Consider the following 25,805-nt stretch of genomic DNA (forward strand, 5'->3'; position numbering starts at 1 on the left):
CCGCGGGGTTTGGCATTCGGAACCCTGCCTCATTTGCACGGAAATTCCACCATCTCAAGGGTAGGAATTGCCGCGCACGAGCGCTAAGAGGGCGGGCAATACAGTGACAGAGGCGCGGCCTTGACCCTTCTTGACAATGTTTTCGAGTTGATCGACCTGCGCTCCTTCAGCAACCTCTGGTTCTGGATCGCGCTGGCGGTGACATGGTCGACCGTCAGCCATTGGGTCTTGGGCGTGCCCTGGGACATGGCGATCCGCGCGCGGCGCGGTCAGGGCGAAACGGCGATGGAGGATTTCGAGGACATGGTGCGTATAAATACCGGGCGGCTGCTCTACGTGGCGAACCAGTCGGGCACGCTGCTCGCGGGGATCGCCGCCTTCGCACTGTCCTCGCTCGCGATCCTCGGCTTCGTCTACGGCAACGAGTTCTCGCAGGCCGTCTTCATGCTGGCCTTCCCGCTCACCGGGGTGGGCTTGCTGTCGTTGCGCACCGCGCGCCGCATCCGCGACGAGGCACTGCGTGGCGAGGCCCTGATCGCGCGTCTGTCGCGGCACCGCCTCGCGGTGCAAATGGTCGGCATGGCGTCGATCTTCGTCACCGCCATGTGGGGCATGTACCAGAACATGGCCATCGGCGCGCTCGGCTGATCGGCATGGGAGCAGCCAGCCATATCACCGTGGGCGGCGCGCCCGAGGGGTACGACGCGCGGCTCGTGCTGGGCGAGGTGTCGGCGCGCGAGGGGCCCGTGATCCACGTCGCACGCGACGACAAGCGGATGGCGGCGATGGCCGCGGCGCTCGCCTTCTTCGCCCCCGACATGCCGGTGATCCGCTTTCCCGGCTGGGATTGCCTGCCCTATGACCGTATCTCGCCCAATGCCGAGATTTCGGCGGCGCGGATGGCGACGCTGGCGGGGCTGGTACACGGAATGCCGCAGCGATTCGTGCTTCTGACCACGCTCAACGCCGCAACACAGCGCCTCCCCGCACGCGATGTCCTGCGCGAGAGCGCCTTCGCGGCGGAGGTGGGCGAGCGCATCGACGAAAAGGCGTTGCGCGACTTCCTCGTGCGCATGGGCTTCGTGCAGGCCCCCACCGTGACAGAGCCTGGCGATTACGCCCTGCGTGGCGGCATCATCGACATCTACCCGCCCGGCGAGGCGGGGCCGGTGCGGCTCGACCTCTTCGGCGACGTGCTCGACGGGGTGCGCCGTTTCGATCCCGCCTCGCAGCGCACCACCGAAAAGCTTGCCCGCGTCGAGCTTGCCCCCGTCTCCGAGGTGATCCTGGACGAGGCCGCAATCCGCCGCTTCCGGCAGAATTACCGCATCGCCTTCGGCACGGGCGTGGCCGACGACCCACTCTATGAATCCGTCAGTGCGGGGCGCAAACCGGCCGGCGCCGAGCACTGGCTGCCGCTCTTTCACGAGCGGCTCGAGACGCTGTTCGACTACCTCCCCGATGCCGCCATCACCCTCGACGATCAGGCCGACGCCGCCCGCGCCGCGCGGTGGGAGGCGGTTCGGGACCAGTACGAGGCGCGCTGCCACGCTCAGGGCCAGAAGGCGCGCGGCGAAGCGGTCTATCACCCGGTGCCACCCCAGGAACTGTACCTCGACGACGACGCATGGCAGGACGCGACCGGCGCACGGCGGGTGCTGCAGTTCTCGGCGCTGCCACGGCCCACGGGGCCGGGCGTGATCGACGCGGGCGGCCGCATCGGGCGCAATTTTGCCCCCGAACGGCAGCAGGAAAAGGTAAACCTTTTCAGCGTCCTGAAAGACCATATCGAGGACCGTATGGAGGCCGGACCGGTGCTCGTCGCGTGCTGGTCCGAGGGCGCGCGTGAACGCATCGAGGGGCTCTTGTCCGACGAGGGGCTGATCGGCGCGACCGGTATCCGCGACGCGGGCGGGCTGGGCCGCCACGGGCTGCACCTCGCGGTCTGGCCGCTCGAACAGGGCTTCGAGGCGCCGTCGATCACCGTGATCTCCGAACAGGACGTGCTGGGCGACCGGCTCATCCGCGGCGCTCGGCGCAAGCGGCGGGCCGAGAATTTCCTGACCGAGGCACAGGCGCTGTCGCAGGGCGACCTTGTCGTGCATGTGGATCACGGGATCGGCCGCTATCTGGGGCTTGAGGTGGTCACCGCAGCAGGCGCGGCACATGAATGCCTCGTGCTGGAATATGCCGAAGGATCAAGGCTCTACCTGCCAGTCGAGAATATCGAACTGCTGTCGCGCTACGGTCACGAAGAGGGCCTGCTCGACCGTCTTGGCGGTGGCGCGTGGCAGGCCAAGAAGGCCAAGCTCAAACAGCGCATCCGCGAGATGGCCGATCGGCTCATCCGCGTGGCCGCCGAGCGCGAATTGCGCCGCGCCCCCGTCATCGCCGCCGAGCCCCACGCGTGGGAGGCCTTCGCCGCACGCTTCCCCTATCAGGAAACCGAGGACCAGCTTCGCGCCATCGAGGATGTGCTCTCCGATCTCGAGGCAGGCCGCCCGATGGACCGGCTCATCTGCGGCGACGTGGGTTTCGGCAAGACCGAGGTGGCGATGCGCGCGGCCTTTGCCGCCGCGATGGCGGGGCAGCAGGTCGCGGTGATCGCGCCCACCACCCTGCTCGCGCGCCAACACTACAAGGAATTCGCCGAGCGGTTCCGCGGGTTCCCGCTGTCGGTTCATGCTCTCTCGCGGTTCGTCTCGCAACGCGACGCCACCCGCACCCGCGAGGCGATGGCAAAGGGCACCGCCGATATCGTGGTGGGCACCCACGCGCTCCTCGCAAAAAACGTTCGGTTCCAGAACCTCGGCCTGCTCATCATCGACGAGGAACAGCGCTTCGGCGTGGCGCACAAGGAGCGGCTCAAGCAGATGCGCTCGGATGTGCATGTTCTGACGCTCACCGCCACCCCGATCCCGCGCACGCTGCAATTGTCGCTCTCCGGGGTTCGCGATCTGTCGATCATCGGCACGCCGCCGGTGGATCGCCTGTCGATCCGCACCTACGTGTCCGAGTTTGACACCGTCACCGTGCGCGAGGCGCTCTTGCGCGAGCATTACCGGGGCGGGCAGTCCTTCTTCGTGGTGCCCCGCATCAAGGATTTGCCCGAGATCGAGGATTTCCTCGCCAATCAGGTGCCCGAGGTTTCCTATGTCGTGGCCCACGGTCAGATGGCGGCTGGAGAACTGGACCAGCGGATGAACGCCTTTTACGACGGCAAGTACGACGTGCTGCTGGCCACCACCATCGTCGAATCCGGGCTCGACATCCCCACCGCCAACACCATGATCATCCACCGGGCCGACATGTTCGGGCTGGCGCAACTCTACCAGATCCGTGGCCGGGTGGGCCGTTCCAAGGCCCGCGCCTATGCCTACCTCACGACCAAGCCGCGCGTGCCGCTGACACCGGGGGCAGAGAAACGCCTGCGCGTGCTCAGCAGCCTCGACACGCTCGGCGCAGGCTTCACGCTGGCCTCCCAGGATCTTGACATCCGCGGCGCGGGCAATCTGTTGGGCGAGGAACAGTCGGGCCAGATGCGCGACGTCGGGTTCGAACTTTATCAGTCCATGCTGGAAGAGGCGATCGCGCGCATCCGCTCGGGCGAGGCCACGGGCCTGCCCGACGACGACGGCCAATGGGCGCCGCAAATCAACCTTGGCGTGCCGGTCCTCATCCCCGAGGATTACGTGCCCGATCTCGACGTGCGTCTCGGCCTCTACCGCCGCCTCAGCGGGATGGAGAGCAAGGTCGATCTCGAAGGCTTCGCCGCCGAGATGATCGACCGCTTCGGCCCCCTGCCCCGCGAGGTCAACCTGCTCATGCTGGTCATGCGCATCAAGGCGATGTGCAAGCGCGCGGGCATCGCCAAGCTCGACGGCGGGCCCAAGGGTGCGACGATCCAGTTCCACAACGACAAGTTCGCCTCGCCGCAGGGGCTGGTGGAATTCATCCAGGACCAGAAGGGGCTGGCCAAGGTCCGCGACAACAAGATCGTCGTGCGCCGCGACTGGAAGGGCGAGGCCGACCGTGTCCGCGGCGCCTTCGCCATCGCCCGCGATCTTGCAGAAAAGGTGGTGGGCGAAAAGAAGAAGGCGAAACCGGACCGCCAGGCCGCACGCGGCTGAGGCCGGTCCGGCAATCTTCCCCCTAGCGCCCCCGCCCCCCATCGCCTAAGTTTGCCGCAGGGCGGCATGAGAGGGTGCATGAGCGATACCGGGTTACAGAAACTGGCGTTCTTCCTGCTGGTGGCGCTCATCGCCTTCGTGGCGGTGGCGGGGGGCGTGTGATGGCGCAGCGCTACGGCGGCAGACACAGCCCCGACCAGAGCGACACCGCCCCGGCCCCGTCCCCACGCGGCGGCTATCGCGGGGCGCGGCGCACACGCGTCGGCGGCCGCGTCAACATGCTGTTCCTCGCGCCCCTGCCGCTGGCCTTTCGTGCCTTTTTCGGCGGTCCGGTCGAGATGGCGCTCAACCTCGTCGCCCTCGGGATTCTGCTGCTGGCGGCCTGGCTCACCCGCGAGGGGCTGCGCGCCGAGGAAGCCTATGATGCGCGCCGCATCGCCCGTCGGCCCGCCATCCCGCGCAAGATCTTCGGCGCGGCCCTAACCGGCACGGGGCTGGCCGTGGTCGCCCATGCCGCGGGCGGCGGCGTAGCCGAGCCTGCGATCTACGCAGTGGCGGGAGCGGCCCTGCACCTGCTGGCCTTCGGCCCCGACCCGCTGCGCGACAAGTCCGCCGAGGGCATCGACAGCTTTCAGAGCGACCGCGTGGCGCGCGTGGTGGACCGAGCCGAGGACTACCTGCGCGCCATGACCCAGGCCATCGCCGCCACCCGCGACCGCGACATCGAGGCGCGGTTGGAGCGGTTCCAGGTCACGGTGCGCGACATGCTGCGCACCGTCGAGGACGACCCGCGCGACCTTACGGCGGCACGCAAGTACCTCAGCGTCTACCTGATGGGCGCGCGCGACGCCTCGGCAAAATACGCCGATCTCGCCACCCGCGCCCCGAACCCGCAGGCGCGCGAGAAATACCTCGTGCTGCTTTCGGACCTCGAACAGAATTTCACCGCCAAGACCCGCGCGCTCATGGCCGACAGCAGCACCGATCTCGATATCGAGATCGAGGTGCTGCGCGACCGGCTCGAGCGCGAGGGCGTGCATCTTGAGACCACAGAGACAGCTTAAGAGGATCCCCCATGTCAGACGCCACCCGTCAAAAGGCCGAGGCCGTGCTCGCCGATGTCGAATCCGTGAGCCGCGCGGTGCTGCCCGAACCCACGGACGCCAATGCCATCGTTCCGCTGGAAAAGGCCGATGCAACCCAGAGCGCCGAGATCGCGCGCCGCATGGCCGAGATCGACATGGCCGACACGCAGTCCATCGTCTCTTTCGGCTCGGCGGCGCAGGCGGAATTGCAGGAAATCTCGCAATCCATGCTGCAGGGCGTGCGCAACAAGGACGTGGGCCCGGCGGGTGACTCCTTGCGCGGCATCGTCACCACGATCCGGGGTTTTTCCGTCTCCGAGCTGGACGTGCGCCGCGATCGGTCCTGGTGGGAAAAACTGCTGGGCCGCGCCGCCCCGTTCGCCAAGTTCACCGCCCGCTACGAAGAGGTGCAGGGCCAGATCGACCGCATCACCGAGAGCCTGCTGGGCCACGAGCATACCCTGCTGAAGGACATAAAGTCGCTCGACATGCTCTACGAGAAGACGCTCGCCTTCTACGACGAACTGGCGCTCTACATCGCGGCGGGCGAGGCCAAGCTCAAGGAGCTGGACGACAAGGACATCCCGGCCAAGGAGGTCGAGATGGAGGCCGCGCCGGAAAACGACCAGGTGATGAAGGCACAGGAGTTGCGCGACCTGCGCGCCGCCCGCGACGACCTCGCACGCCGGGTGCACGACCTGAAACTCACCCGCCAGGTGACCATGCAATCGCTGCCCTCGATCCGGCTGGTGCAGGAAAACGACAAGTCGCTTGTCACCAAGATCAACTCCACCCTCGTCAACACCGTGCCGCTGTGGGAAACCCAACTGGCGCAAGCGGTCACCATACAACGCTCGGCCGAGGCCGCGGCGGCGGTGCGCGACGCCAACGACCTCACCAACGAGCTGCTGACCGCCAACGCCGCCAACCTGCGCGAGAGCAACAAGATGATCCGGCAGGAGATGGAGCGCGGCGTTTTCGACATCGAGGCGGTGAAACAGGCCAATGCCGATCTCATCGGCACCATCGAGGAGAGCCTTGCCATCGCCGACGAGGGCAAGGCGAAACGCGCCCGTGCGGAGGAAGACCTCAAGAAAATGGAGGCCGAACTGCGCGACACGCTCGCCTCGGCCAAGTCGCGGGGCGACGGGGTGGGCGACACCGCCGCAACCGCCGTGCCGAAGGGCTGAGGCGGCGATGACGGCGGGACAAGGGTTGCGCGTCCTCGCAGGGCTGGTGCTGGCGCTGGCGCTATCGGCCTGCGACATGCCGGTGCCTGATGCGCCCGCACCCTCCGCCCCGCGCCCGCCCGCCCAAGGCGACGACGGCCCGTCTGCCCGCAGCAAGGCGCTCGTCGCTCATTACGCGCGCATCGAGCGCGATCTCAAGGGTCGTGGCCTCCTGCGCGTCGATGGCGGCGGGCCCGACACGCCCTTTACCGACACCGACCTGATGCGCAATTTCGAGCGTATCGTATTCTTCGACGAATACGCGCCCGGTGCCGGATTTCGCTCGTCCTCGGGCCGCGCGGGGGGCCTGCGGAAATGGACGTCGCCGGTACGCATCGGGATGGAATTCGGCACCTCGGTGCCCGAGGAACAGCGCTCGGCGGATCGCGCCACGCTCGACGACTATACCGAGCGGCTAGCAGACGCAGCGCGCCATCCGATCTCGATGGTGCGCCGCGGGGCCAACTTCCACGTTCTGGTCATGGGCGAGGACGACCGCGCCGATGGTCTCGCCCGCGTCCGCCGCATCGCCCCCGATATCGACGCGGCAACCCTTGGCGTCTTTCGCGACATGCCGCGCAGCATCCATTGCCTCGTCGTGGCCTTCTCCGACCGCGGCAATCCCTATTCCTACGACCGCGCGATTGCATGGGTCCGCGCCGAGCACCCGCAACTCATGCGCGAATCGTGCTTCCACGAGGAGCTGGCGCAGGGGCTCGGCCTCGCCAATGACAGTCCCCGAGCACGACCCTCGATCTTCAACGACGATGACGAGTTCGCGTGGCTGACCACCCATGACGAAATGCTGCTGCGCCTGCTTTACCATCCAGACCTCTCCCCCGGCATGACCGCCGACGAAGCCCGCCCCATCCTCCGCCGCCTGCTGGATGAATGGCAGGCGGGGCCGGTCTGACCCGTTCGCAAAGGAGCCTTCCCATATGCCCATCTTCGATTTCCTCTCCGGCCAGTTCATCGACGTCATCCACTGGACCGACGACACGCGCGACACGATGGTCTGGCGGTTCGAGCGCGAGGGCCACGAGATCAAGTACGGCGCCAAGCTCACCGTGCGCGAGGGGCAGGCCGCCGTGTTCGTCCACGAGGGGCAGTTGGCGGACGTTTTCACCCCCGGTCTCTACATGCTGGAAACCAACAACATGCCGGTGATGACCTCGCTCCAGCACTGGGATCATGGCTTTCGCTCGCCCTTCAAGTCAGAAATCTACTTCATCGCCACGACGCGCTTCACCAATCTGAAATGGGGCACCAAGAACCCGATCATGCTGCGCGACCCGGAATTCGGCCCCACCCGCATCCGCGCCTATGGCACGTATACCGTGCGCGTCTCCGAACCGGCGAAGTTCCTCTCCGAAATTGTCGGCACCGACGGCGAGTTCACCATGGACGAGATCAGCTTCCAGATCCGCAACATCATCGTGCAGGCGTTCAGCCGCATCATCGCAGGAAGCGGCATCCCGGTGCTCGACATGGCGGCCAACACGCGTGACCTGGGCAAACTGGTGGCCGGTGAGATCACCGGAATCGTGTCGGAATACGGGTTGGAAATACCAGAATTTTACATTGAAAACATATCATTGCCGCCCAGTGTTGAAGCAGCGCTCGACAAGCGCACCTCGATGGGGATCGCGGGCGACCTGTCGCGCTTCACCCAGTATTCGACTGCCGAGGCGATGACCGCGGCGGCCAAGAACCCGAGTGGAGGCGGCGGCATTGGCGCGGGTCTTGGCATGGGAATGGGCATGGCGATGGCGCAGCAGATGGCCGATCAGGGGCCATGGGGCGCACGTCCCGCACAAGAACAGGCGCCGGCAGCCCCGCCGCCCCCGCCTGTCGAACATGTCTGGCACATCGCCGAGGGCGGCCAGACTCACGGCCCCTATTCCAAGGCACGGTTGGGGCGCATGGTGACCGAGGGCGGCCTGACGCGCGACACGCTCGTCTGGACCGCCGGGCAGGACGGCTGGAAGCGCGCCGAGGACGTTGCCGAACTGGCGCAGCTCTTCACCGTCATGCCGCCCCCGCCGCCGGGCGCCTGAGCAGATGCGCCGCCGCGCGACCATTACCCTGCACGAGTTCACTGCCGCGCGCCTACTGTTGATGCGTGGTGATGGCGGGCTGACGACATGGTTGTGATTGCTCTACGCGGCCTCGGCGCGCGTCATGGGCGCTTGAGCTTCACGCCGTATCACCCTGGAATTATTTCATAAATCCTCTGAAAGCCTCATGTCAGATACCCCGTCACCTGCCCCTGTTGAGATCAAACACCGCTTCCCCTGCGCAAGCTGCGGGGCGGATTACCGCTATGATCCGGGCGGCGACCGGCTAATCTGCGATCACTGCGGCGACGTCGCCGGGATCGAGACCGGCGGCCCCTGGCAGGGCGGTATCAGGGAGCTGGATTTCGCCGCCGCCTTGCGCGACCAACTCCCCGCGCAGGAAATGGAGGACACCCGCGTCACCACCTGCACAAGCTGCGGCGCGCAAGTGGAGCTGGGCACCGACACCCACGCCACCGAATGCCCGTTCTGCGCCTCGCCGGTGGTCACCGATACCGGCACACACCGGCATATCAAGCCACGGGCATTGTTGCCTTTTTCGCTGGGCGAAGAGCAGGCCCGCAAGGCGATGACCGACTGGCTGGGGCGGCTGTGGTTCGCGCCGAACGGGTTGCAGGACTACGCCCGCAAGGGCCGGAAGATGCACGGCATTTACGTGCCCTACTGGACCTTCGACGCCGACACCAAGTCACAGTACCGCGGCGAGCGTGGCACCGTCTATTACCAGACACGCACTGTCACGAGAAACGGAAAACGTCAGCAAATTCAAATTGCTAAGGTTCGGTGGAGGACGGTGTCGGGGCGGGTGGCGCGGTTTTTCGACGATGTGCTGGTGCTGGCGTCCACCGCCTTGCCGAAACGCTATACCGACGCGCTGGAGCCGTGGGACCTGTCGGCACTGGTTCCTTACGCGCCGGAGTACCTCGCGGGGTTTCGCGCCGAGGGGTACAGCGTTGATCTAGAACAAGGATTCGCGCAGGCGCGCGACAAGATGGACGCGATCATCGCCCGGGACGTTCGGTTCGATATCGGCGGCGACCGGCAACGCATCCATGACATCGACACCGAGGTGCGGGACACCACCTTCAAGCATATCCTGCTGCCGGTCTGGCTCGCAGCCTACAGGTTCAGGGGACGAACCTACAGGTTCGTAGTCAACGCCCGCACCGGCCGGGTGCAGGGCGAGCGGCCGTGGTCGGCGTGGAAGATCGCGGTCGCCGTGGTGATCGGCGCGGCGGTGGCCGGCGGGATCGGCTACCTGGTGGCGCTCGAACAGGGCGGGTTCTGATGCACACATCCCTGGCGATCAGGATCATCCGCGCCCATGCCGACGGCGCGACGAGCGATGTCATCGCCGGTCGGGCATGGATCGCCGGGCAATCCATGCCTATGTTCGATCCCGAGAACCCGTGGCCCGGGGGCGGTCGCCTCTCGGACACCCGGCCGGGCACAGAGGATCCCGCATGACAGACCAATTCGACACGCTGCGCGGCCTGCTGGACGCGCGTCATTCCTGCCGGGCCTTCCTGTCCGACCCGGTGGAGGACGAGGTGATCGCGCGCATCGTGCAGGCGGCGGGCCGCGCGCCCTCGTGGTGCAACGCGCAGCCCTGGCAGGTGACGGTGACGCGCGGGGGGGAGACCGAGCGGTTCCGCCGCGCGTTGCTTGACGCCGTGCGCAATGACACGCCAAGCCCCGACCTGCCGTGGCCCGAGCGCTATCCGGGCGCGCATGGCGCACGGCGCCGCGAATGCGGGCTGCAACTCTACGAGGCGGTGGGTATCGCCCGCGAGGATCGCGCCGCGCGGGCCGAGCAAAGCATGGAGAACTATCGCCTTTTCGGCGCGCCGCACGTGGCCATCGTGCATTCCGAGGCCGCGCTGGGCCCCTACGGCGCGATGGACACGGGCGGGTTCGTAACCGCCTTCATGCTGGCGGCGACGGCGCTGGGCGTGGGCAGTATCGCGCAGGCCTCGGTGGCAGCCTATGCGCCATTCGTCCGCGCGCATTTCGACCTGCCGGAAACGCGGCTGATCCTGTGCGCGATCTCGTTTGGACGACCCGATCCGGACCACCCCGCCAACCGCTTCCGCACCACGCGGGCGGCGCTCGACGAGGTGCTCGATCTCAGGAGATAGCGGGCGGCGTGCACGCCGCCTCGTCAGGCTTGCATTCGCGCGCCGCGCTGGCTTTGCTGCGGGGAAACAGGAGGGACGGTATGCGCAGGATCTTGAAATGGGCGGGTCGAGTCCTTTTGGCCCTCGTCCTGGCGCTAGTGGTTCTGGGGCTGTGGAAGCGCGAAGAAATCACGCGGCTCATCGCCGTCAACACGTTGTTTTCCGAGGAAAAGATCGTCGCGAATTTCTCGGGAATGGAGCGCGCGTTTCTCACCGTGCCCGTGCCGCGTGGGGACGGGCCGGTATCGGACCTGCCGCAAGGCCGGGAGATGACCCTGCCCGCCGATGTGATCGATTGGGTCGAGACGCGCAACGTGACCTCGCTCCTTGTGCTGCATAACGGCCGCATCACGCATGAGAGCTATCACCTCGGCACCACCGCGCAGGATCGGCGGATAAGCTGGTCCGTGGCAAAGAGTTTTCTTGCCGCGCTCATCGGGATTTCGCTTGAACGCGGCGAGATCGACTCGCTGGACGATCCGGTGACGCGCTACGCGCCACGCCTGGCAGGCAGCGCCTATGACGGGGTGACGCTGCGGCAGCTTCTGCAGATGACGAGCGGGCTGGAGTTTGACGAGGATTATCTGGACTACGATTCCGACATCAACCGCATGGGCCGTGTGCTGGCGCTTGGCGGCTCCATGGACGGATTCGCCGCCGGGCTGAGCGCGCGCGCCGCGCCACCGGGGACGCGGTGGAAATACGTCTCCATCGACACGCACGCGCTGGCGATGGCGCTGCGGGGGGCCACCGGGCGCGCCCTGCCAGGCCTGCTGTCGGAGCGGATCATCGCGCCGTTGGGGCTCGAGGCGGAGCCCGATTACATCACCGATGGCGAGGGTGTGGCCTTTGCGCTGGGCGGGCTCAACCTGACGACGCGCGACTATGCCCGCTTCGGGCTGATGGTGGCGAAGATGGGCCGCTATGGCGGGCAGCAGATCGTGCCCACAGGCTGGATCGCCGCCTCGACGGTGCCGAGCGCACCGACGCCCGAGGGCGCGTTGCAATACGGGCTGCACTGGTGGATGCCCGCCGACGCGCGCGAGGGCGAATTCTATGCCCACGGCATCTATGGCCAGTATATCTATATCGACCGCACCCGCGACGCGGTGATCGTGGTCACCTCCGCCGATCGCGGCTTTCGCGAGGACGGGGTGCGGGAAGCCAATATCGACGCACTGCGCAGCATCGTAGCGGCGCTCTGAGCGCGGCTTGCCAGTGCGCGCCGGGGCGCTATGATCGCAGGGCGAGCCGGGAGCGCTCGCACGCGCGGCCCAAGCCAGCCTTTCACACCGATACAAGGAAGGGCACGACATGACATTCATCGCCATGAACCGGTTCCGCGTAAAGCCGGGCTTCGAGGACGGTTTCGAAAGGATGTGGGCCAAGCGCGAAAGTCATCTGGCCAGCGTCCCCGGCTTTCGCGAGTTTCGCCTGCTGAAGGGGCCCGAGGGCGACGGCCACCGGCTCTATTCCAGCCATGTCATCTGGGAGAGCCGCGCGGCGTTCGAGGCATGGACGAAATCCGACGCCTTTCGTGCCGCGCACAAGGACGCGGGCAACCGGACCACGCAGGACGCGCTGTTGGGCCCGCCGGAATTCGAGGGATTCGAGACGGTGCTCGAGGAAAGCTGATCGGGCTATGGCGGCAGCCCCGCCCGCTCGAGCGCGGCCAGCCAGGCGCGGCGGTTTTCCGGGTGGTTGCGGCTCTTTTCGAATTGTGCGCGCATCGCCGAGAGCGACAGTGACGGATTGACCGCCAGCGCATCCGCGATGGCCGCCGCTGCGTCCTCCGCCCTGTCGATTTGCGCGAGGTTCGCGGCGCGCAGCAGGTGGTGGAAAACCCGCCAGGTGTCGCTGCTTGCGACGCTGCCAAGCTGCCGCGCCGCCGCGAGCGCATCGTCGTGCCTGCCGAGGTGGAACAGGATGTGTCCCTTGTAGAAATACATGTTCTGGATCAGCGGGTCGCGCGGGCTGAGCCGGATGGCAAGCTCGATCTGCGGCAGCGCACGCTCCTGTAGGCGGAACCAATCGAGCGTGTGGGCCAATTCCAGCCGGATGCGGGCGTCGTTGGGGTTGAGCGCGACGGCGCGCTCCAGATTGGCGATCGCGGGCTCCGCCTGCCCGGCAAAGCGCTGGATATAGCCAAGCGCGGCATAGGCCTGCGGATCGCTGTCGTCGAGCGCGATTGCGCGCCTCGCGGCGGCCCGCGCCTCGGCCATGGTGTCGCCGGGTTCTTCCGTCCAGCCAAAGAAGAACAGTGTCCCGAGCGCCCGCGCCATCAGCGAATGCGCCGCGGCGAAACCGGGATCCTTGGCCACCGCACGCCGGGCAAGACGCACCGCCTCCGATTGATCGGCGCGGCTGTAGCGGCCCTGCCGGAGACGCGCCTCGAGGTAGAGTTCCCAGGCGCCCATGTCTGCGGTCGGCACCCTGGTGGCGCGCTGTCCGCCATCCTTCAAGATTTGCGGGACAAGGGTGCCCGCGATCGAGCGGCTGATATCGTCCTGCACGGCGAATATGTCCGTCAGCGCCCGGTCGTAGCGCTCGGCCCACAGGGTGTGGCCTGTGGCGATCTCGATCAGCTCGCTGGTGACCCGTATGCGCCCGCCATCCCGCCGTACGCTTCCGCGCGCGACGTAAGAGACTCCGAACTCGCGGGAGGCATCGAGCGGGCGAAGCGCCCCGTCGCCGTAGGTAAAGACCGTCCCGGCGGAAATGACGAACAATTCCTTGTAGCGCGACAAGTGCGCGGTCAGGTCCTCGGTCAGGCCATCTGCGAAGGACCGGTCGCCAGCCCCCTCCCCGAGATTATCGAACCGCAGCACCGCGACCGACGGCCTGCCGACCGTGCTGCCGTCGACACCGGGAACCCGAAGCACGAACCACGCGCCGAATAACGCGAGTGCAAAAACCGCCACAAGTGCGAGCGCTTTGAGCCTTGGCAGGCGGATCGCGGAATTCGCGTCCCGAACCGGGGCCACGAACTGGAAGCCGCGCTTGGGATAGGTGCGGATATAGGCCTGCTGCGCCGCGTCATCCCCGAGCGCCCGCCGAACCGCCCGGATGCGCGTTGCCAGCGCCGCGTCGGTGATCGCCCGGCCCTGCCATATCTCCTCGATCAGGTCTTGCTTGGTCACGACCCGCGCGCGGTGCTCGATCAGGAATTCCAGCAACCGGAGCGCCTGCGGCTCAAGCGCCACAGGCGCGTCCCCCGCCCGAAGTCCGGCCGAGCGATCGAGCGTGAACTCGCCGAAACGATACGCCATGACGTCACGCCTTTCGGGCAGATATCATGGAAGTGTCAGGAATTGTCATCCGGAAATCAAGCTTTCCGACGTTGCCGGGGGCAAGCTGTGCTGGTCCGGCGTGCCTGAATGCCGGGCGGGATGGACCAGCAAGGAGTAGAACCATGACTTACCCGACAACTCTTGTCATCGCGGCGTGCTGCACGCTCATGGCCGCAACAAGCGCGAGCGCCGGCACGGCGCTCGAAGAGGCGCTCGCAAGCGGGGCCGAAAGGCTCAACTCGGACGAGATCGCCGAGCTGCTCGTGGGCAAGCGCGTGGTTGCGCGTGCCGGCGACAAGGTCTTCAACTTCCACTATGCGCCGACGAATGTGCTGCAAGGCGAATTGCAGGGCGGTGGCTGGTCCGGGACGGGCCACTATGCGATCACCGATGGCAACGAGGTTTGCGTGTCGATGGCACAGGACGCGGGGCGTTATCGCTGCCTGACGGTCGTGCGCCACGGCGACAGTCTTCAGAAATTCAACGCGCGGGGTGACAAGACCTTTGACCTGCTCGAGACGACGACGGCCTCGGGCCTCTGATACCTGATACCTGATGGAGGGTTTGACGGCCTCGCGGTATGCGCTACGATCCTGCGGAGGAGATCGCGCGCATGACCACGATGGACACTTCCGAGAACGTGCTGGGCGGGGCGCTTTCGCCCTGCTCGTCCGATCCCGTGACCGGGTTCTTTCGCGACGGGCATTGCAACACCTGCGCCGAGGATCGCGGCAGCCACACGGTCTGTGCGCTGATGACGGCAGAGTTCCTCGCCTTTTCCAAGTATGTCGGCAACGACCTGAGCACGCCGCGCCCGGAATTCGGCTTTGCCGGACTGAAACCGGGGGATCAGTGGTGCCTGTGCGCGGCGCGATTCCTTCAGGCCCACGAGGAGGGCTGCGCGCCGCAGGTGCGGCTTGCGGCCACCCATGCCCGCGCGCTCGACATCGTGCCGCTGGAGGTGTTGGAGCAGCACGCCGCCGCCTGAGCGGGTAGAACACGCGGTGGGGACTTATGGCCTGAGCCTGCCATTTGGTTCTTGCCCCCGGGCGCGGAATCGAGGCCGAAGGCCGCCGCGCCATCGCCAGGCCGCCCCCCGGACTGGCGATTTTTCTAAGCTCGTGCACCGATTACAGGTTTTTCGGATTCGGCAAGCATAAAGCGCCCTGAAAATCCGTCGGATCGCCAGCCCGCGGTCTGTCGATGGCGCGGCTCACAGCAACGACCGCTACAGGCCACCCCCGACCCCGGACATCGACCGCTGATTCCGCACCACCATCGACCCATCCACCGGCGCGTCGATGAACAGGTTCAGCCGCCGCTCTCGATGTCGAAGCCGAGGTGCTTGGCGACGGTATAGATGTCCTTGTCGCCACGGCCGCACATGTTCATGACCAGCAGGTGATCGCGCGGCAAGTCGGGCGCGATCTTGGTGACATGGGCGAGCGCATGGGACGGCTCCAGCGCCGGGATGATACCTTCAGTCTCGCAACTGAGCTGGAACGCCGCCAGCGCCTCCTTGTCGGTGATCGAGACGTATTTCGCGCGCCCCGTCTCGTGCAGCCAGCTATGCTCGGGTCCGATGCCGGGATAGTCGAGCCCTGCCGAGATCGAATGCCCTTCGAGGATCTGCCCGTCATCGTCCTGCAACAGGTAGGTACGGTTGCCATGCAGCACGCCGGGGCGTCCGCCGGTGAGCGAGGCGCAATGTTCCATCCGGTCATCGACGCCGTGGCCCCCGGCCTCGACACCGATGATCCCCACCTCCTTGTCATCGAGGAACGGGTAGAACAGCCCCATCGCGTTCGACCCGCCGCCAATGGCGGCGATCAGCGTGTCGGGCAAGCGGCCCTCGGCCTCCATCATCTGCTCGCGGGTTTCCTTGCCGATGATCGACTGGAAATCGCGCACCATCGCCGGGTAGGGGTGCGGACCCGCCACCGTGCCGATGCAGTAGAACGTGTCGCGCACGTTGGTCACCCAATCGCGCAGCGCGTCGTTCATGGCGTCCTTGAGCGTGCCGCGCCCGGAGGTGACGGGCACCACCTCGGCCCCCAGGAGCCGCATGCGGAACACGTTGGGCGCCTGACGCTCGACATCCGTGGCACCCATGTAGACCACGCATTTCAGCCCGAACTTGGCGCACACCGTGGCGGTGGCGACGCCGTGCTGGCCCGCCCCCGTCTCGGCGATGATCCGGGTCTTGCCCATCCGGCGGGCGAGGATGATCTGGCCCAGCACGTTGTTGATCTTGTGCGCGCCGGTGTGGTTGAGCTCGTCGCGCTTGAGATAGATCTTCGCGCCCCCCAGCCGCTCGGTCAGCCGCTCGGCATGGTAGAGCGGGCTGGGGCGGCCCACGTAATGCTTCCACAGGAAATGCATCTCGGCCCAGAAATCCGGGTCGGTCTTGGCGTACTCGTAGCGCTCTTCGAGTTCCAGGATGAGCGGCATCAGCGTCTCGGACACGAAACGCCCGCCGAAATCGCCGAACCGGCCCTTTTCGTCGGGGCCGGTCATGAAGGAGTTGAAAAGGTCGTTGGCCATGTCTCGCGCACCCCTTGTTGCCTGCGCCACGTCCTAGTGCGCCCCGCCCCGGAGGGCAAGGCGCAGGCGCGCGGGGGGTGTCAGTATTCCACCACCGCGCGGATCGATTCTCCCTTGTGCATCAGCTCGAACCCCTCGTTGATCTGCTCGAGGGTGAGTTTATGCGTGATCATCGGGTCAATCTCGATCATGCCCGACATGTACATGTCGACGATCTTGGGCACGTCCGTGCGCCCGCGCGCGCCGCCGAAGGCGGTGCCGCGCCAGACCCGCCCCGTCACAAGCTGGAAGGGCCGGGTGCTGATCTCGGCGCCTGCGGGGGCCACGCCGATGATGATGCTCTCGCCCCACCCCTTGTGCGCGGCTTCGAGCGCCGTGCGCATGACGTTGACGTTGCCGGTGGCGTCGAAGGTGTAATCCGCCCCGCCGCCGGTCAGCTCGACGAGATGGGCGACGATGTCGCCCTCGACGTCCTTGGGATTGACGAAATCGGTCATGCCGAAATGGCGCGCCATATCCGCCTTGGACGGGTTGAGATCAACGCCGACGATCTGCGCCGCCCCGGCGAGCCGCAGGCCCTGGATGACGTTGAGGCCGATACCGCCGAGGCCGAACACGATGGCGCGGCTGCCCAGTTCCACCTTGGCGGTGTTGACCACCGCGCCGATGCCGGTGGTCACGCCGCAGCCGATGTAGCAGATCTTGTCGAAAGGCGCATCCTTGCGCACCTTGGCGAGCGCGATCTCGGGGACCACGGTGTGGTTGGCGAAGGTCGAGCAGCCCATGTAGTGATGGATCGGCGTGCCGTCGAGCATGGAGAACCGCGTCGTGCCGTCGGGAAGGAGGCCCTGCCCTTGCGTCGCGCGGACCTTCTGGCACAGGTTGGTCTTGGGGTTGAGGCAGTATTCGCATTCGCGGCATTCGGGGGTGTAGAGCGGGATCACGTGATCGCCCACTTCGAGGCTTGTCACCCCCTCGCCCACCTCGATCACGACGCCCGCACCCTCGTGGCCGAGAATGGCGGGAAAAATCCCCTCGGGGTCGTCGCCAGAGCGGGTGAATTCGTCGGTGTGGCACAGGCCCGTGGCCTTGATCTCGACCAGCACCTCGCCTGCCCTGGGTCCGTCGAGATTAACCTCCATGATTTCCAGAGGCTTGCCCGCCTCCATCGCTACCGCAGCTTTCGTGCGCATCGTCGCCTCCCTTCATGTTGTCGCTTTTTCAGGCGTAGTCGGACATGGCGTCAAAGGCAATCTCGGAGTGTGGCACGAGGGTGGGCCGAAGTGTTTTGACAGGCGCGGCGGGGCGCTGTATTTGAACAATTGTTCATTTACTGCGGGAGGCCCCCATGCGCATGACAGACACAGCCGCGATAATAACCGGTGGGGCCTCGGGCCTCGGCGAGGCGACGGCCCGCCATTTCCGCGGCGCGGGCGCACAGGTGACGCTGCTTGACCGCGATGCGGAGCGCGGGCAGGCCGTCGCCGCCGAGATCGGCGCGCATTTCGCCGAGACGGACGTGACCGACGAGGCATCGGTCGCCGCCGCCGTCGCCGCCGCCAAATCCGCGATGGGCCGGATCACGGCGGCGATCAACTGTGCCGGCATCGCCACCGGGGCCAAGACGCTGGGCCGCGACGGCCCGCACCCGCTGGATGCCTTTCGTCGCACCATCGATATCAACCTCGTCGGTACGTTCAACGTTGCACGCCTCGCCGCCGCCGAGATGGCCGGGAACGCCCCCGGCGACGATGGTGCGCGCGGCGTGATCGTCAACACCGCGTCCATCGCCGCCTTCGACGGGCAAAAGGGCCAGGCCGCCTATGCCGCCTCGAAAGGCGGGATCGTGGGGCTGTCGCTGCCGATGGCGCGCGATCTGGCGCGCGAGGGCATCCGGGTGATGGCCATAGCGCCGGGCATCTTCGCCACGCCGATGATGCGCGGCCTGCCGCCGGAGGTACAGGATAGCCTCGCCGCCGAGGTGACCTTTCCCAAGCGGCTGGGCGATCCCGACGAATATGCGCGGCTGGCGCGGTTCATCGTCGAGTGCGGCTATCTCAACGGCGAGGTGATCCGCCTCGACGGGGCGCTCAGGATGCAGTGACGCCCCCGTGGGGGCCAGCCCCCACCACCCCCGGGGTATTTCAGCCAAGAAGAAGATCAGCGCGGCGTCATCCGGTAGGCGGCACCGTTGCCGACGCTCAGAAACCAGATCGAGCCGTCCGGGGCCTCGCGGATGTCGCGGACGCGCGCGGTTTCGGGCGATTTCAGCCGCTCGACCTCGCGCAGGGGCGTGCCCGCGAGATGCGAGATCAACCCGAACTTGAGCGAGCCCACGAAGATGTGGCCGCGCCATTCGGGCCAGAGACGACCCGAGTAGATCATCATCCCCGAGGGCGCGATGGACGGATCCCAGTAGAATGCGGGTTGTTCCATGCCCGCCTTGTGGGTGCCCTCGCCGATCTTCGCACCCGAGTAGTGGCGCCCGTAGGAGATCACCGGCCAGCCGTAATTGGCGCCGCGGCGGATGCGGTTGATCTCGTCACCGCCCTGTGCCCCGTGCTCGACCACCCAGATCGTGCCGTCCGTGCCGCGCGCCGCGCCCTGCGGGTTGCGGTGACCGTAGGACCAGATGGCGGGCCTTGCGCCTTGCGTATCGGTGAAGGGGTTGCCTTCGGGGATCGTGCCGTCGCGGGCAATGCGGATCACCGAGCCGTTCTCGCGCGAGAGATCTTGCGCCGAGGGACGGTCGCCGCGCTCGCCGATGGTGGCGAAGAGAGTGCCGTCCTCGCCCTCGACGAGGCGCGAACCGAAATGCCGCCCGCCCGAGGATCCCGGCGTCAGCTCGAAGATCGCGCGCCAATCCTCTAGCCTCTGGCCGTCCTGCGAGAGCCGGGCGCGCGCCACCGCCGTGCCGGCGCCGTTTCGCTGAGGTTTGGCGTAGGTAAAGAACAGCGTGCGGGTGGTCGCGAAATCGCGCGGCACCAGCAGGTCGAGTAGTCCGCCCTGCCCGATCGCGGCGACCGTCGGAACACCGGCGACCGTGCGCGTCTCGTCGTCGCGGTGAAGGAGCAGCCGCCCGTCCCGCTCGGTCACGAGGACGCCGCCGCCGGGCAGGAAGCCGAGTGCCCAAGGCTGGTCAAGCCCGGCGATCATGCGGGTGACGGTGACCGGCCCGGCGCCGGTTTCGAGCGCATGGGCGGGCGCGCCGAGCGCGAGGGCGATACAGAGGGCCAGGAGACGGATCATTGGAACGCTCCTTTCCTATGACCGGGCCCGGACCGTCAGGCGCGCTTGTCGCGCACCTGTCCGAGGCCCATCACCTCCAGCACGCGCGCCTCGATATCGGAGGCGGAGAGCCGGGCGGTGGCATACATGTCGGCGGGGCTCGCCTGGTCGATGAAAATATCCGGGAGCACCATCGAGCGGAATTTGAACCCGTTGTCGAAGACGCCGGATTCGGCCAGCAGGTGGCTGACATGGCTGCCGAACCCGCCAATGGAGCCCTCCTCAATGGTGATCATGGCATCGTGCCTTGCCACAAGGTCGAGGATCATCTCGGTGTCGAGTGGCTTGGCAAAGCGGGCATCGGCCACGGTGGGGGTGATGCCGCGCGCGCGTAAGGATTCGCAGGCGGTCATGACCTCGGACAGCCGCGTGCCGAAGGACAGGATTGCCACATCGGCCCCCTCCTGCATGATGCGGCCGCGACCGATCTCCAGCGGGGTGCCGCGCTCGGGCATCTCGATGCCCGTGCCCTCGCCACGCGGGTAGCGAAACGCGATGGGGCCGCTATCGTGGCGCGCCGCGGTGGCGACCATGTGCCTGAGTTCGGCCTCGTCGGCGGCGGCCATCACCACAAAGCCCGGCAGGGTCGCGAGAAAGGTGATGTCGAAGCTGCCCGCATGGGTCGCGCCATCGGCGCCCACGAGCCCGGCGCGGTCAATGGCGAAGCGCACCGGCAGGCGCTGGATCGCGACGTCGTGCACGACCTGATCGTAGCCGCGTTGCAGAAAGGTGGAATAGAGCGCGCAGAACGGCCGCATTCCCCCCGCCGCGAGCCCGGCGGAAAAAGTTACCGCGTGCTGCTCGGCGATACCCACGTCGAAGCAGCGCGACGGGTAGCGCTCGGCGAAGAGGTCGAGCCCGGTGCCGTCAGGCATGGCGGCGGTAATGGCGCAGATGCGCGGATCGTCGGCGGCCTCTGACAGGAGCGACTCGGCAAAGACGCGGGTGTAGCTGGGCGCGTTCGACGGCGTCTTCTTCTGCTTGCCGGTGACGAGGTCGAACTTGGCCGTGGCATGGCCGCCGTCGCGCGCGCGCTCTGCGGGGGCATAGCCCTTGCCCTTTTTTGTCAGCACATGGATCAGCATCGGCCCGGTGGCCCGCGCCTTGACGGTGCGCAGCACCGGCAGGAGCTGATCGAGATCGTGGCCGTCGATGGGGCCGACGTAGCTGAAGCCCAGCTCCTCGAACAGCGTGCCGCCGACGGCGAGCCCCTTGAGCATGTCCTTGGCGCGGCGCGCGCCCTCCTGGAAGGGCGGCGGCAGCATCGAGATCGCGCCCTTGGCGGCGGCCTTGAAATCCTGGAACGGCGCGCCCGCGTAGAGCCGCGAGAGATAGGACGACAGCGCCCCCACCGGAGGTGCGATGGACATCTCGTTGTCGTTGAGGATGACGATGAGCCGCTTTTGCAGGTGGCCCGCGTTGTTCAATGCCTCGAAGGCCATGCCCGCCGACATCGCGCCGTCGCCGATCACCGCGATGGCATCGCCGTGACCGGTTTCGCAGGCGCCGCCGAGGTCGCGCGCCACGGCAAAGCCCAATGCGGCGCTGATCGAGGTGGAGGAATGCGCCGCACCGAACGGGTCATAAGGGCTTTCCGACCGCTTGGTGAAGCCCGACAGCCCCCCCTTCTGGCGCAGGGTGCGGATGCGGTCGCGGCGACCGGTGAGAATCTTGTGCGGATAGCTCTGGTGCGAGACGTCCCAGATGATCTTGTCGCGCGGCGCATCGAACACGTGGTGCAGCGCCACCGTCAATTCCACCACCCCGAGCCCCGCACCGAGATGGCCGCCGGTTTCCGACACCGCTGCGATGGTCTCGGCGCGCAGCTCGTGGGCAAGTTGCTGCAACTCCGCGTCGCTCAGCCGCTTGAGGTCGGACGGTATGTGTACCTGGTCGAGAAGCGGTGTGCTCGGAGTGTCGGACATCGGGCCCCTCCCCGGGGTTCATCAGTTCTGGCGCGAGATAACGAAGCGTGCGAGCGCCTGCAAGCTTTGCGCCTCCTCACCGAATACAGATAGGGCGTCACAGGCGGTGTCCACAAGGCTCGTGGCGCGGTGGCGCGCCGCGTCGAGGCCGAGCAGCGACACGAAGGTGGCCTTGCCCGCGGCGGCGTCCTTGCCCACAGCCTTGCCGGTCATCACCGCGTCGCCCTCGACATCGAGAATGTCATCGGCGATCTGGAAGGCGAGGCCGAGGCACTCGCCATAGGTCTGGAGCGCGCGGACACGCGACACCGGGGCCTGCGCCATCACCGCCCCCGCCGTCGCCGCCCAGCAGATGAGTGCGCCGGTCTTGCCCGCCTGAAGCCCGGTGATCTCGTCGAGCGTAAGGGGCGTGGCCGCGCTCTCGGCGGCGATATCCTGCGCCTGACCGCCGACCATGCCGCCGACACCGGCAGCGCGGGAGAGGCCCCGCACCAGCGCAAGCCGGGCGGCGTCGGGGCAGGCTGTCTCGCACAACATCTCGAATGCCAGCGCCTGCAACGCGTCTCCGGCCAACACCGCCGTCGCCTCGTCCCACTTGCGGTGGACGGTTGGCTTGCCGCGCCGCATGTCGTCATCATCCATGCAAGGCAGGTCGTCATGAATGAGCGAGTAGGCATGGATCGCCTCAATCGCCGCCGCGGCGGGAGCGGACATGGCCCTCTCGATCCCGAAGAGCAGCGCGCCCTCCATCACCAGAACGGCACGAATGGCCTTGCCGCCCTGCACCGCGTAGCGCATCGCATCCGCGACCGGCCCGTCCTGCGCGGCAAGGGCGGTCTCGATCGGGGCCAGTGCAAGCTCGGCGTCGAGGGCGAGCGCCGCGCGGTGATCCGCGAGGCCGTCGGACATCACGGTCCCTCGACCGGCGCCGTGCCCGTCGGGTTGCCCTCGGCATCGAGCGTGATGGCGGCCACCTTCTCCTCGGCTTCCTTCAGCTTCGCCTCGCAGCGCTTCTTCAGGGCCGCGCCCCGCTCGTAGAGGGCGATCGACTCGTCGAGCGCAACATCGCCTCGTTCGAGGCGGCCGACCACATCCTCGAGCTCGGCCATCGCCTGCTCGAAACTCAGCTCCGTGACCGGTGTCTCTGCCATGCCTTGCTCCCGCTGCCTGATTTCAGGGCTCGACCATAGCGGTGGGCGGGCGGCGGTGCAATTCGGTTGACGCCCCCGCGGTGGTGGGAAAAACTCGACCGTATGAGCGATCCCGTCTCCCTGCCCGCCCTGCCCGCCGAGAGCGATCTGCCAGACGGTGCAGAGATCGGTGCGCTCATCCGCCACATTCCGGGCAAGCGCCGCATCCATGCCGGAACCTGGCAAGGGCGCGACGCGATCTTTCGCCTCGCCACACCCGAGACCGCCGAGATGCAAGCGCGTGAATGGCGCGAGGCGTGCCGCATCTGGCCCTACATGCAGGGCGCGCGGTTCCGCACCGCCGAGCCGTTGGCCTTTCTGCCCGAGATACGCCTGATGGTGATGGAGCGTGCGCCCGGGACACCGCTGCTCGACCGTATCGCGCGGCTGCGCGCGGACCGGCGCGCGGCGCGGCTCGCGCCCGCCGCCGCGTGGCTGCGGCGTTACACGGATGTGTCGGAGGGCTGGCGCGCGGCACGCTGTGCAGGCTGGCTCGCCCGCGCCGAACGGGCGACACAGGGCCAGCCCTTCCCGGTATTGCGCGGGATCGAGGCAGGAATCCTCTCTGGAATCGGGCGGATCGCCGGACGCATCGACGGGGCCGATTGGCGGGTGGCGATCTGCCACGGTGATTTTCACCCGAGCAATCTTTTGGTGAACGGCAAGACACTCACCGGCATCGACACCGGCGGCTCGGGGCGGATGCCCGTGCTCAAGGATATTGCGCGGTTTCTGATGCACATGGCGCGGCGCGGCGTCTGCCCCTCGGGGCGCATGTGGTGCGGCGTGGACGAGGGGATGCGCGATGCCTTCGTCGAGGCATTTGCCCTCACCGAGGCCGAGCGGCGGCTGGTGCTGCCGTTTTTTATCGGGATCGAGGCGCTGATCCGGGTCGAGACGCCAGCGCTGCGGCCCCGGCGCATCCGCATCGCAGAGCGGGTCTATGCCGCACTGCGCGACGACCTGGCGACGCGCGACCTGACCTGAGCCCTCAGCGCCCGCGAAACAGCCCGCCGAGGATGCCGCGCACGATGCGTCGTCCGGTGGTGCCCTTCAGTTCCTTGACCACCGCCGAGGCGATTGCGTCGCCGAGGCTCTCGGTCGCGGCACCACGACGGGTACGTCCGGCCCGCGCGCTGCCCGAGTACCGGCGTGCGGCACGGAACTCGCGCGCCTCCTCCTCCGCTTCGGCTTCGGCGGTTTCCGCCTCCTCGGCGGCCTTTGCCGCAGCCTCGGCGCGGGCGGCGAGCATCTCGAAGGCCGAGCGCCGGTCGAGCGCGGCCTCGTATTTCCCCGCCACTGGCGAGGCGGCGATCACGTCGCGGCGCGTGGCCGTATCGCAGGGGCCAAGCCGTGTGGCGGGTGGACGGATGAGCGTACGCTCGACCACGCCGGGCACACCCTTGTCCTGCAGGAGCGAGGTCACCGCCTCGCCGGTGCCCACGTCGCGGATCGCCTCGACCGTGTCGAAGCGCGGGTTGGGGCGGTAGGTCTCGGCGGCGCGCTTGAGCGCCTTCTGGTCGCGCGCGGTAAAGGCGCGCAGCGCGTGCTGGAACCGGTTGCCGAGCTGACCGAGGACATCCTCGGGCACGTCGTCGGGGTTCTGGGTGATGAAATACACCCCCACCCCCTTGGAGCGGATCAGCCGCGCCACCTGCTCTACCTTGTCGGTCAGCGCCTTGGGCGCATCGTCGAACAAGAGATGCGCCTCGTCGAAGAAGAACACGAGCCGCGGCTTGTCGGGGTTGCCCACCTCGGGCAGTTGCTCGAACAGTTCCGACAACAGCCACAAGAGAAAGGTGGCATAGAGCCGGGGCGAGTGGACCAGTTTGTCGGCGGCGAGGATGTTGACATGGCCGCGCCCCTCGGGCGTGACCCGCATGAGATCGGCCAGGTCGAGCGCCGGTTCGCCGAAGAAATGCGCGCCGCCCTGGTTTTCGAGCACAAGAAGCGCGCGCTGGATCGCCCCCACTGATGCGGTGGCCACGTTGCCATAGCGCAACGACAGATCGTCGGCGCTCTCGCCTACGAAGGTCAGGAGCGCCTGCAAATCCTTGAGATCGAGCAACGGTAGCGCCTCTTCGTCGGCCACGCGAAAGGCGATGTTGAGCACGCCCTCCTGCGCATCCGTGAGGCTCATCAGCCGCGACAGCAGCAGCGGGCCCATCTCCGACACGGTGGTGCGCATCGGGTGCCCCTGCTCGCCGAAAATGTCCCAGAAGATCACCGGGAAGCTGTCATAGCGGTAGGCGTCGAAGCCGATCTTCTCGGCCCGCGACGTGAACGCCGCGTGCAGCTTCTGGTCGGGGCTGCCGGGCACGGCCATACCCGACACGTCGCCCTTGATATCCGACAGGATCACCGGCACGCCCGCGTCCGAGAACCCCTCGGCCAGGATCTGCAGCGTCACCGTCTTGCCGGTGCCGGTGGCCCCGGCGATGAGCCCGTGCCGGTTGCCGTATTTCAGCAGCATCTCCTGCGGCGTGGCATATTCCGGCCCGCCGCCCCCGGTGAAAATCGTCTCACTCACGTGCCCTGCACTCCCCGTCCAGAAATCGTCACGCCGTGACCATACAAAATTAACCCTTTCGTGCCAGTCTGAAAGCATGTCCGGCGCCGCATGTCCTCTGGCGCCGGCACTTCCTCCCTGTCAGACTGGCCGCGCCCCGGGTGCGGCCTTTTTTTCCGCAGGTTTTTCCAAGCCTCGGCAACTGGACTGTTGACGGATTGCCGCTTGTGCCCTAGCGTTTCGATCAATGACTAAGTCGGCCAGTCCGACGGGGAGAAAACCGGAAAGAGGCCTTGCGGCCTCTTTCTTGTTTTTTCACGTAGCCCCTGCTTCGCAATCATACCTTCGAGATCACGGTGT

The 25,805-nt window shown here is 67.1% G+C and carries 23 protein-coding genes; 15 read left to right on the forward strand and 8 right to left on the reverse strand.

What is annotated here, in order from left to right; all coding sequences use genetic code 11:
- The first annotated feature begins 120 nt into the window (after window positions 1–120).
- From AC13D8_RS09420 to hmuQ, 11 genes are all read left to right on the forward strand, one after another.
- Complete coding sequence (locus AC13D8_RS09420) at window positions 121–648, forward strand: component of SufBCD complex (protein WP_482968608.1); 528 nt, start codon at window positions 121–123, stop codon at window positions 646–648.
- A gap of 5 nt (window positions 649–653) precedes the next feature.
- Window positions 654–4,130: a transcription-repair coupling factor gene (gene mfd / locus AC13D8_RS09425; RefSeq protein ID WP_482968609.1), complete on the forward strand. Its 3,477-nt coding sequence runs from the start codon at window positions 654–656 to the stop codon at window positions 4,128–4,130.
- A gap of 161 nt (window positions 4,131–4,291) precedes the next feature.
- A complete protein-coding gene (locus tag AC13D8_RS09430) occupies window positions 4,292–5,194 on the forward strand; it encodes a 5-bromo-4-chloroindolyl phosphate hydrolysis family protein (RefSeq protein WP_482968610.1) in 903 nt (300 codons plus the stop codon).
- Between the two features lie 11 nt (window positions 5,195–5,205).
- On the forward strand, window positions 5,206–6,405 hold the full coding sequence (locus AC13D8_RS09435) for a toxic anion resistance protein (RefSeq protein WP_482968611.1): 1,200 nt from the start codon (window positions 5,206–5,208) through the stop codon (window positions 6,403–6,405).
- Window positions 6,406–6,412: 7 nt separating this feature from the next.
- Window positions 6,413–7,357, forward strand: coding sequence for a DUF2927 domain-containing protein (locus AC13D8_RS09440; protein WP_482968612.1), 945 nt, complete (start codon window positions 6,413–6,415; stop codon window positions 7,355–7,357).
- Window positions 7,358–7,382: 25 nt separating this feature from the next.
- The gene (locus AC13D8_RS09445; protein WP_482968613.1) at window positions 7,383–8,501 is read left to right on the forward strand and encodes an SPFH domain-containing protein; all 1,119 of its coding nucleotides are present in this window, start codon (window positions 7,383–7,385) and stop codon (window positions 8,499–8,501) included.
- Window positions 8,502–8,688: 187 nt separating this feature from the next.
- A complete protein-coding gene (locus tag AC13D8_RS09450) occupies window positions 8,689–9,810 on the forward strand; it encodes a TFIIB-type zinc ribbon-containing protein (RefSeq protein ID WP_482968614.1) in 1,122 nt (373 codons plus the stop codon).
- On the forward strand, window positions 9,810–9,989 hold the full coding sequence (locus tag AC13D8_RS09455; protein ID WP_482968615.1) for a hypothetical protein: 180 nt from the start codon (window positions 9,810–9,812) through the stop codon (window positions 9,987–9,989). The genes AC13D8_RS09450 and AC13D8_RS09455 overlap by 1 nt, the downstream gene beginning before the upstream one ends.
- Window positions 9,986–10,660 (forward strand): nitroreductase, encoded by a 675-nt coding sequence (locus AC13D8_RS09460; protein WP_482968616.1) that lies wholly within the window; start codon window positions 9,986–9,988, stop codon window positions 10,658–10,660. The genes AC13D8_RS09455 and AC13D8_RS09460 overlap by 4 nt, the downstream gene beginning before the upstream one ends.
- 80 nt (window positions 10,661–10,740) lie before the next feature.
- On the forward strand, window positions 10,741–11,904 hold the full coding sequence (locus AC13D8_RS09465) for a serine hydrolase domain-containing protein (protein ID WP_482968617.1): 1,164 nt from the start codon (window positions 10,741–10,743) through the stop codon (window positions 11,902–11,904).
- Between the two features lie 109 nt (window positions 11,905–12,013).
- Complete coding sequence (gene hmuQ / locus AC13D8_RS09470) at window positions 12,014–12,334, forward strand: heme-degrading protein HmuQ (RefSeq protein WP_482968618.1); 321 nt, start codon at window positions 12,014–12,016, stop codon at window positions 12,332–12,334.
- A gap of 5 nt (window positions 12,335–12,339) precedes the next feature.
- Here hmuQ and AC13D8_RS09475 read toward each other — a convergent pair whose 3' ends face one another.
- Window positions 12,340–13,968, reverse strand: coding sequence for a winged helix-turn-helix domain-containing protein (locus AC13D8_RS09475; protein ID WP_482968619.1), 1,629 nt, complete (start codon window positions 13,966–13,968; stop codon window positions 12,340–12,342).
- Between the two features lie 143 nt (window positions 13,969–14,111).
- Between AC13D8_RS09475 and AC13D8_RS09480 the strand changes: the two genes are divergently transcribed.
- On the forward strand, window positions 14,112–14,531 hold the full coding sequence (locus AC13D8_RS09480) for a hypothetical protein (RefSeq protein WP_482968620.1): 420 nt from the start codon (window positions 14,112–14,114) through the stop codon (window positions 14,529–14,531).
- A gap of 71 nt (window positions 14,532–14,602) precedes the next feature.
- Window positions 14,603–14,977: a DUF2237 family protein gene (locus AC13D8_RS09485; protein WP_129432220.1), complete on the forward strand. Its 375-nt coding sequence runs from the start codon at window positions 14,603–14,605 to the stop codon at window positions 14,975–14,977.
- A 323-nt stretch (window positions 14,978–15,300) separates the two neighbouring features.
- Here AC13D8_RS09485 and trpB read toward each other — a convergent pair whose 3' ends face one another.
- Window positions 15,301–16,533: a tryptophan synthase subunit beta gene (gene trpB / locus AC13D8_RS09490; RefSeq protein WP_482968621.1), complete on the reverse strand. Its 1,233-nt coding sequence runs from the start codon at window positions 16,531–16,533 to the stop codon at window positions 15,301–15,303.
- A gap of 80 nt (window positions 16,534–16,613) precedes the next feature.
- A complete protein-coding gene (locus AC13D8_RS09495; RefSeq protein ID WP_482968622.1) occupies window positions 16,614–17,726 on the reverse strand; it encodes an S-(hydroxymethyl)glutathione dehydrogenase/class III alcohol dehydrogenase in 1,113 nt (370 codons plus the stop codon).
- Window positions 17,727–17,881: 155 nt separating this feature from the next.
- On the opposite strand from AC13D8_RS09495, the gene AC13D8_RS09500 reads away from it, so the two are divergent.
- Window positions 17,882–18,637, forward strand: coding sequence for an SDR family NAD(P)-dependent oxidoreductase (locus tag AC13D8_RS09500; protein WP_482968623.1), 756 nt, complete (start codon window positions 17,882–17,884; stop codon window positions 18,635–18,637).
- 56 nt (window positions 18,638–18,693) lie between these two features.
- Here the strand turns inward: AC13D8_RS09500 and AC13D8_RS09505 are convergent, their stop codons facing one another.
- The 4 genes from AC13D8_RS09505 to AC13D8_RS09520 are packed head-to-tail and all read right to left on the reverse strand — an operon-like array spanning window position 18,694 to window position 22,897.
- On the reverse strand, window positions 18,694–19,782 hold the full coding sequence (locus AC13D8_RS09505) for a PQQ-dependent sugar dehydrogenase (protein WP_482968624.1): 1,089 nt from the start codon (window positions 19,780–19,782) through the stop codon (window positions 18,694–18,696).
- A gap of 35 nt (window positions 19,783–19,817) precedes the next feature.
- Complete coding sequence (gene dxs, locus AC13D8_RS09510) at window positions 19,818–21,746, reverse strand: 1-deoxy-D-xylulose-5-phosphate synthase (protein ID WP_482968625.1); 1,929 nt, start codon at window positions 21,744–21,746, stop codon at window positions 19,818–19,820.
- A gap of 21 nt (window positions 21,747–21,767) precedes the next feature.
- The gene (locus AC13D8_RS09515; protein WP_482968626.1) at window positions 21,768–22,655 is read right to left on the reverse strand and encodes a polyprenyl synthetase family protein; all 888 of its coding nucleotides are present in this window, start codon (window positions 22,653–22,655) and stop codon (window positions 21,768–21,770) included.
- Window positions 22,655–22,897, reverse strand: coding sequence for an exodeoxyribonuclease VII small subunit (locus AC13D8_RS09520; protein ID WP_104017327.1), 243 nt, complete (start codon window positions 22,895–22,897; stop codon window positions 22,655–22,657). Before AC13D8_RS09520 ends, AC13D8_RS09515 begins: the two co-directional genes overlap by 1 nt.
- A 102-nt stretch (window positions 22,898–22,999) precedes the next feature.
- On the opposite strand from AC13D8_RS09520, the gene AC13D8_RS09525 reads away from it, so the two are divergent.
- On the forward strand, window positions 23,000–23,923 hold the full coding sequence (locus AC13D8_RS09525; protein ID WP_482968627.1) for a phosphotransferase: 924 nt from the start codon (window positions 23,000–23,002) through the stop codon (window positions 23,921–23,923).
- Between the two features lie 4 nt (window positions 23,924–23,927).
- Here AC13D8_RS09525 and AC13D8_RS09530 read toward each other — a convergent pair whose 3' ends face one another.
- Complete coding sequence (locus AC13D8_RS09530) at window positions 23,928–25,409, reverse strand: helicase HerA-like domain-containing protein (protein ID WP_482968779.1); 1,482 nt, start codon at window positions 25,407–25,409, stop codon at window positions 23,928–23,930.
- Window positions 25,410–25,805: the final 396 nt, after the last annotated feature.

The sequence above is a fragment of the Roseovarius sp. B-10 genome (assembly GCF_056859295.1).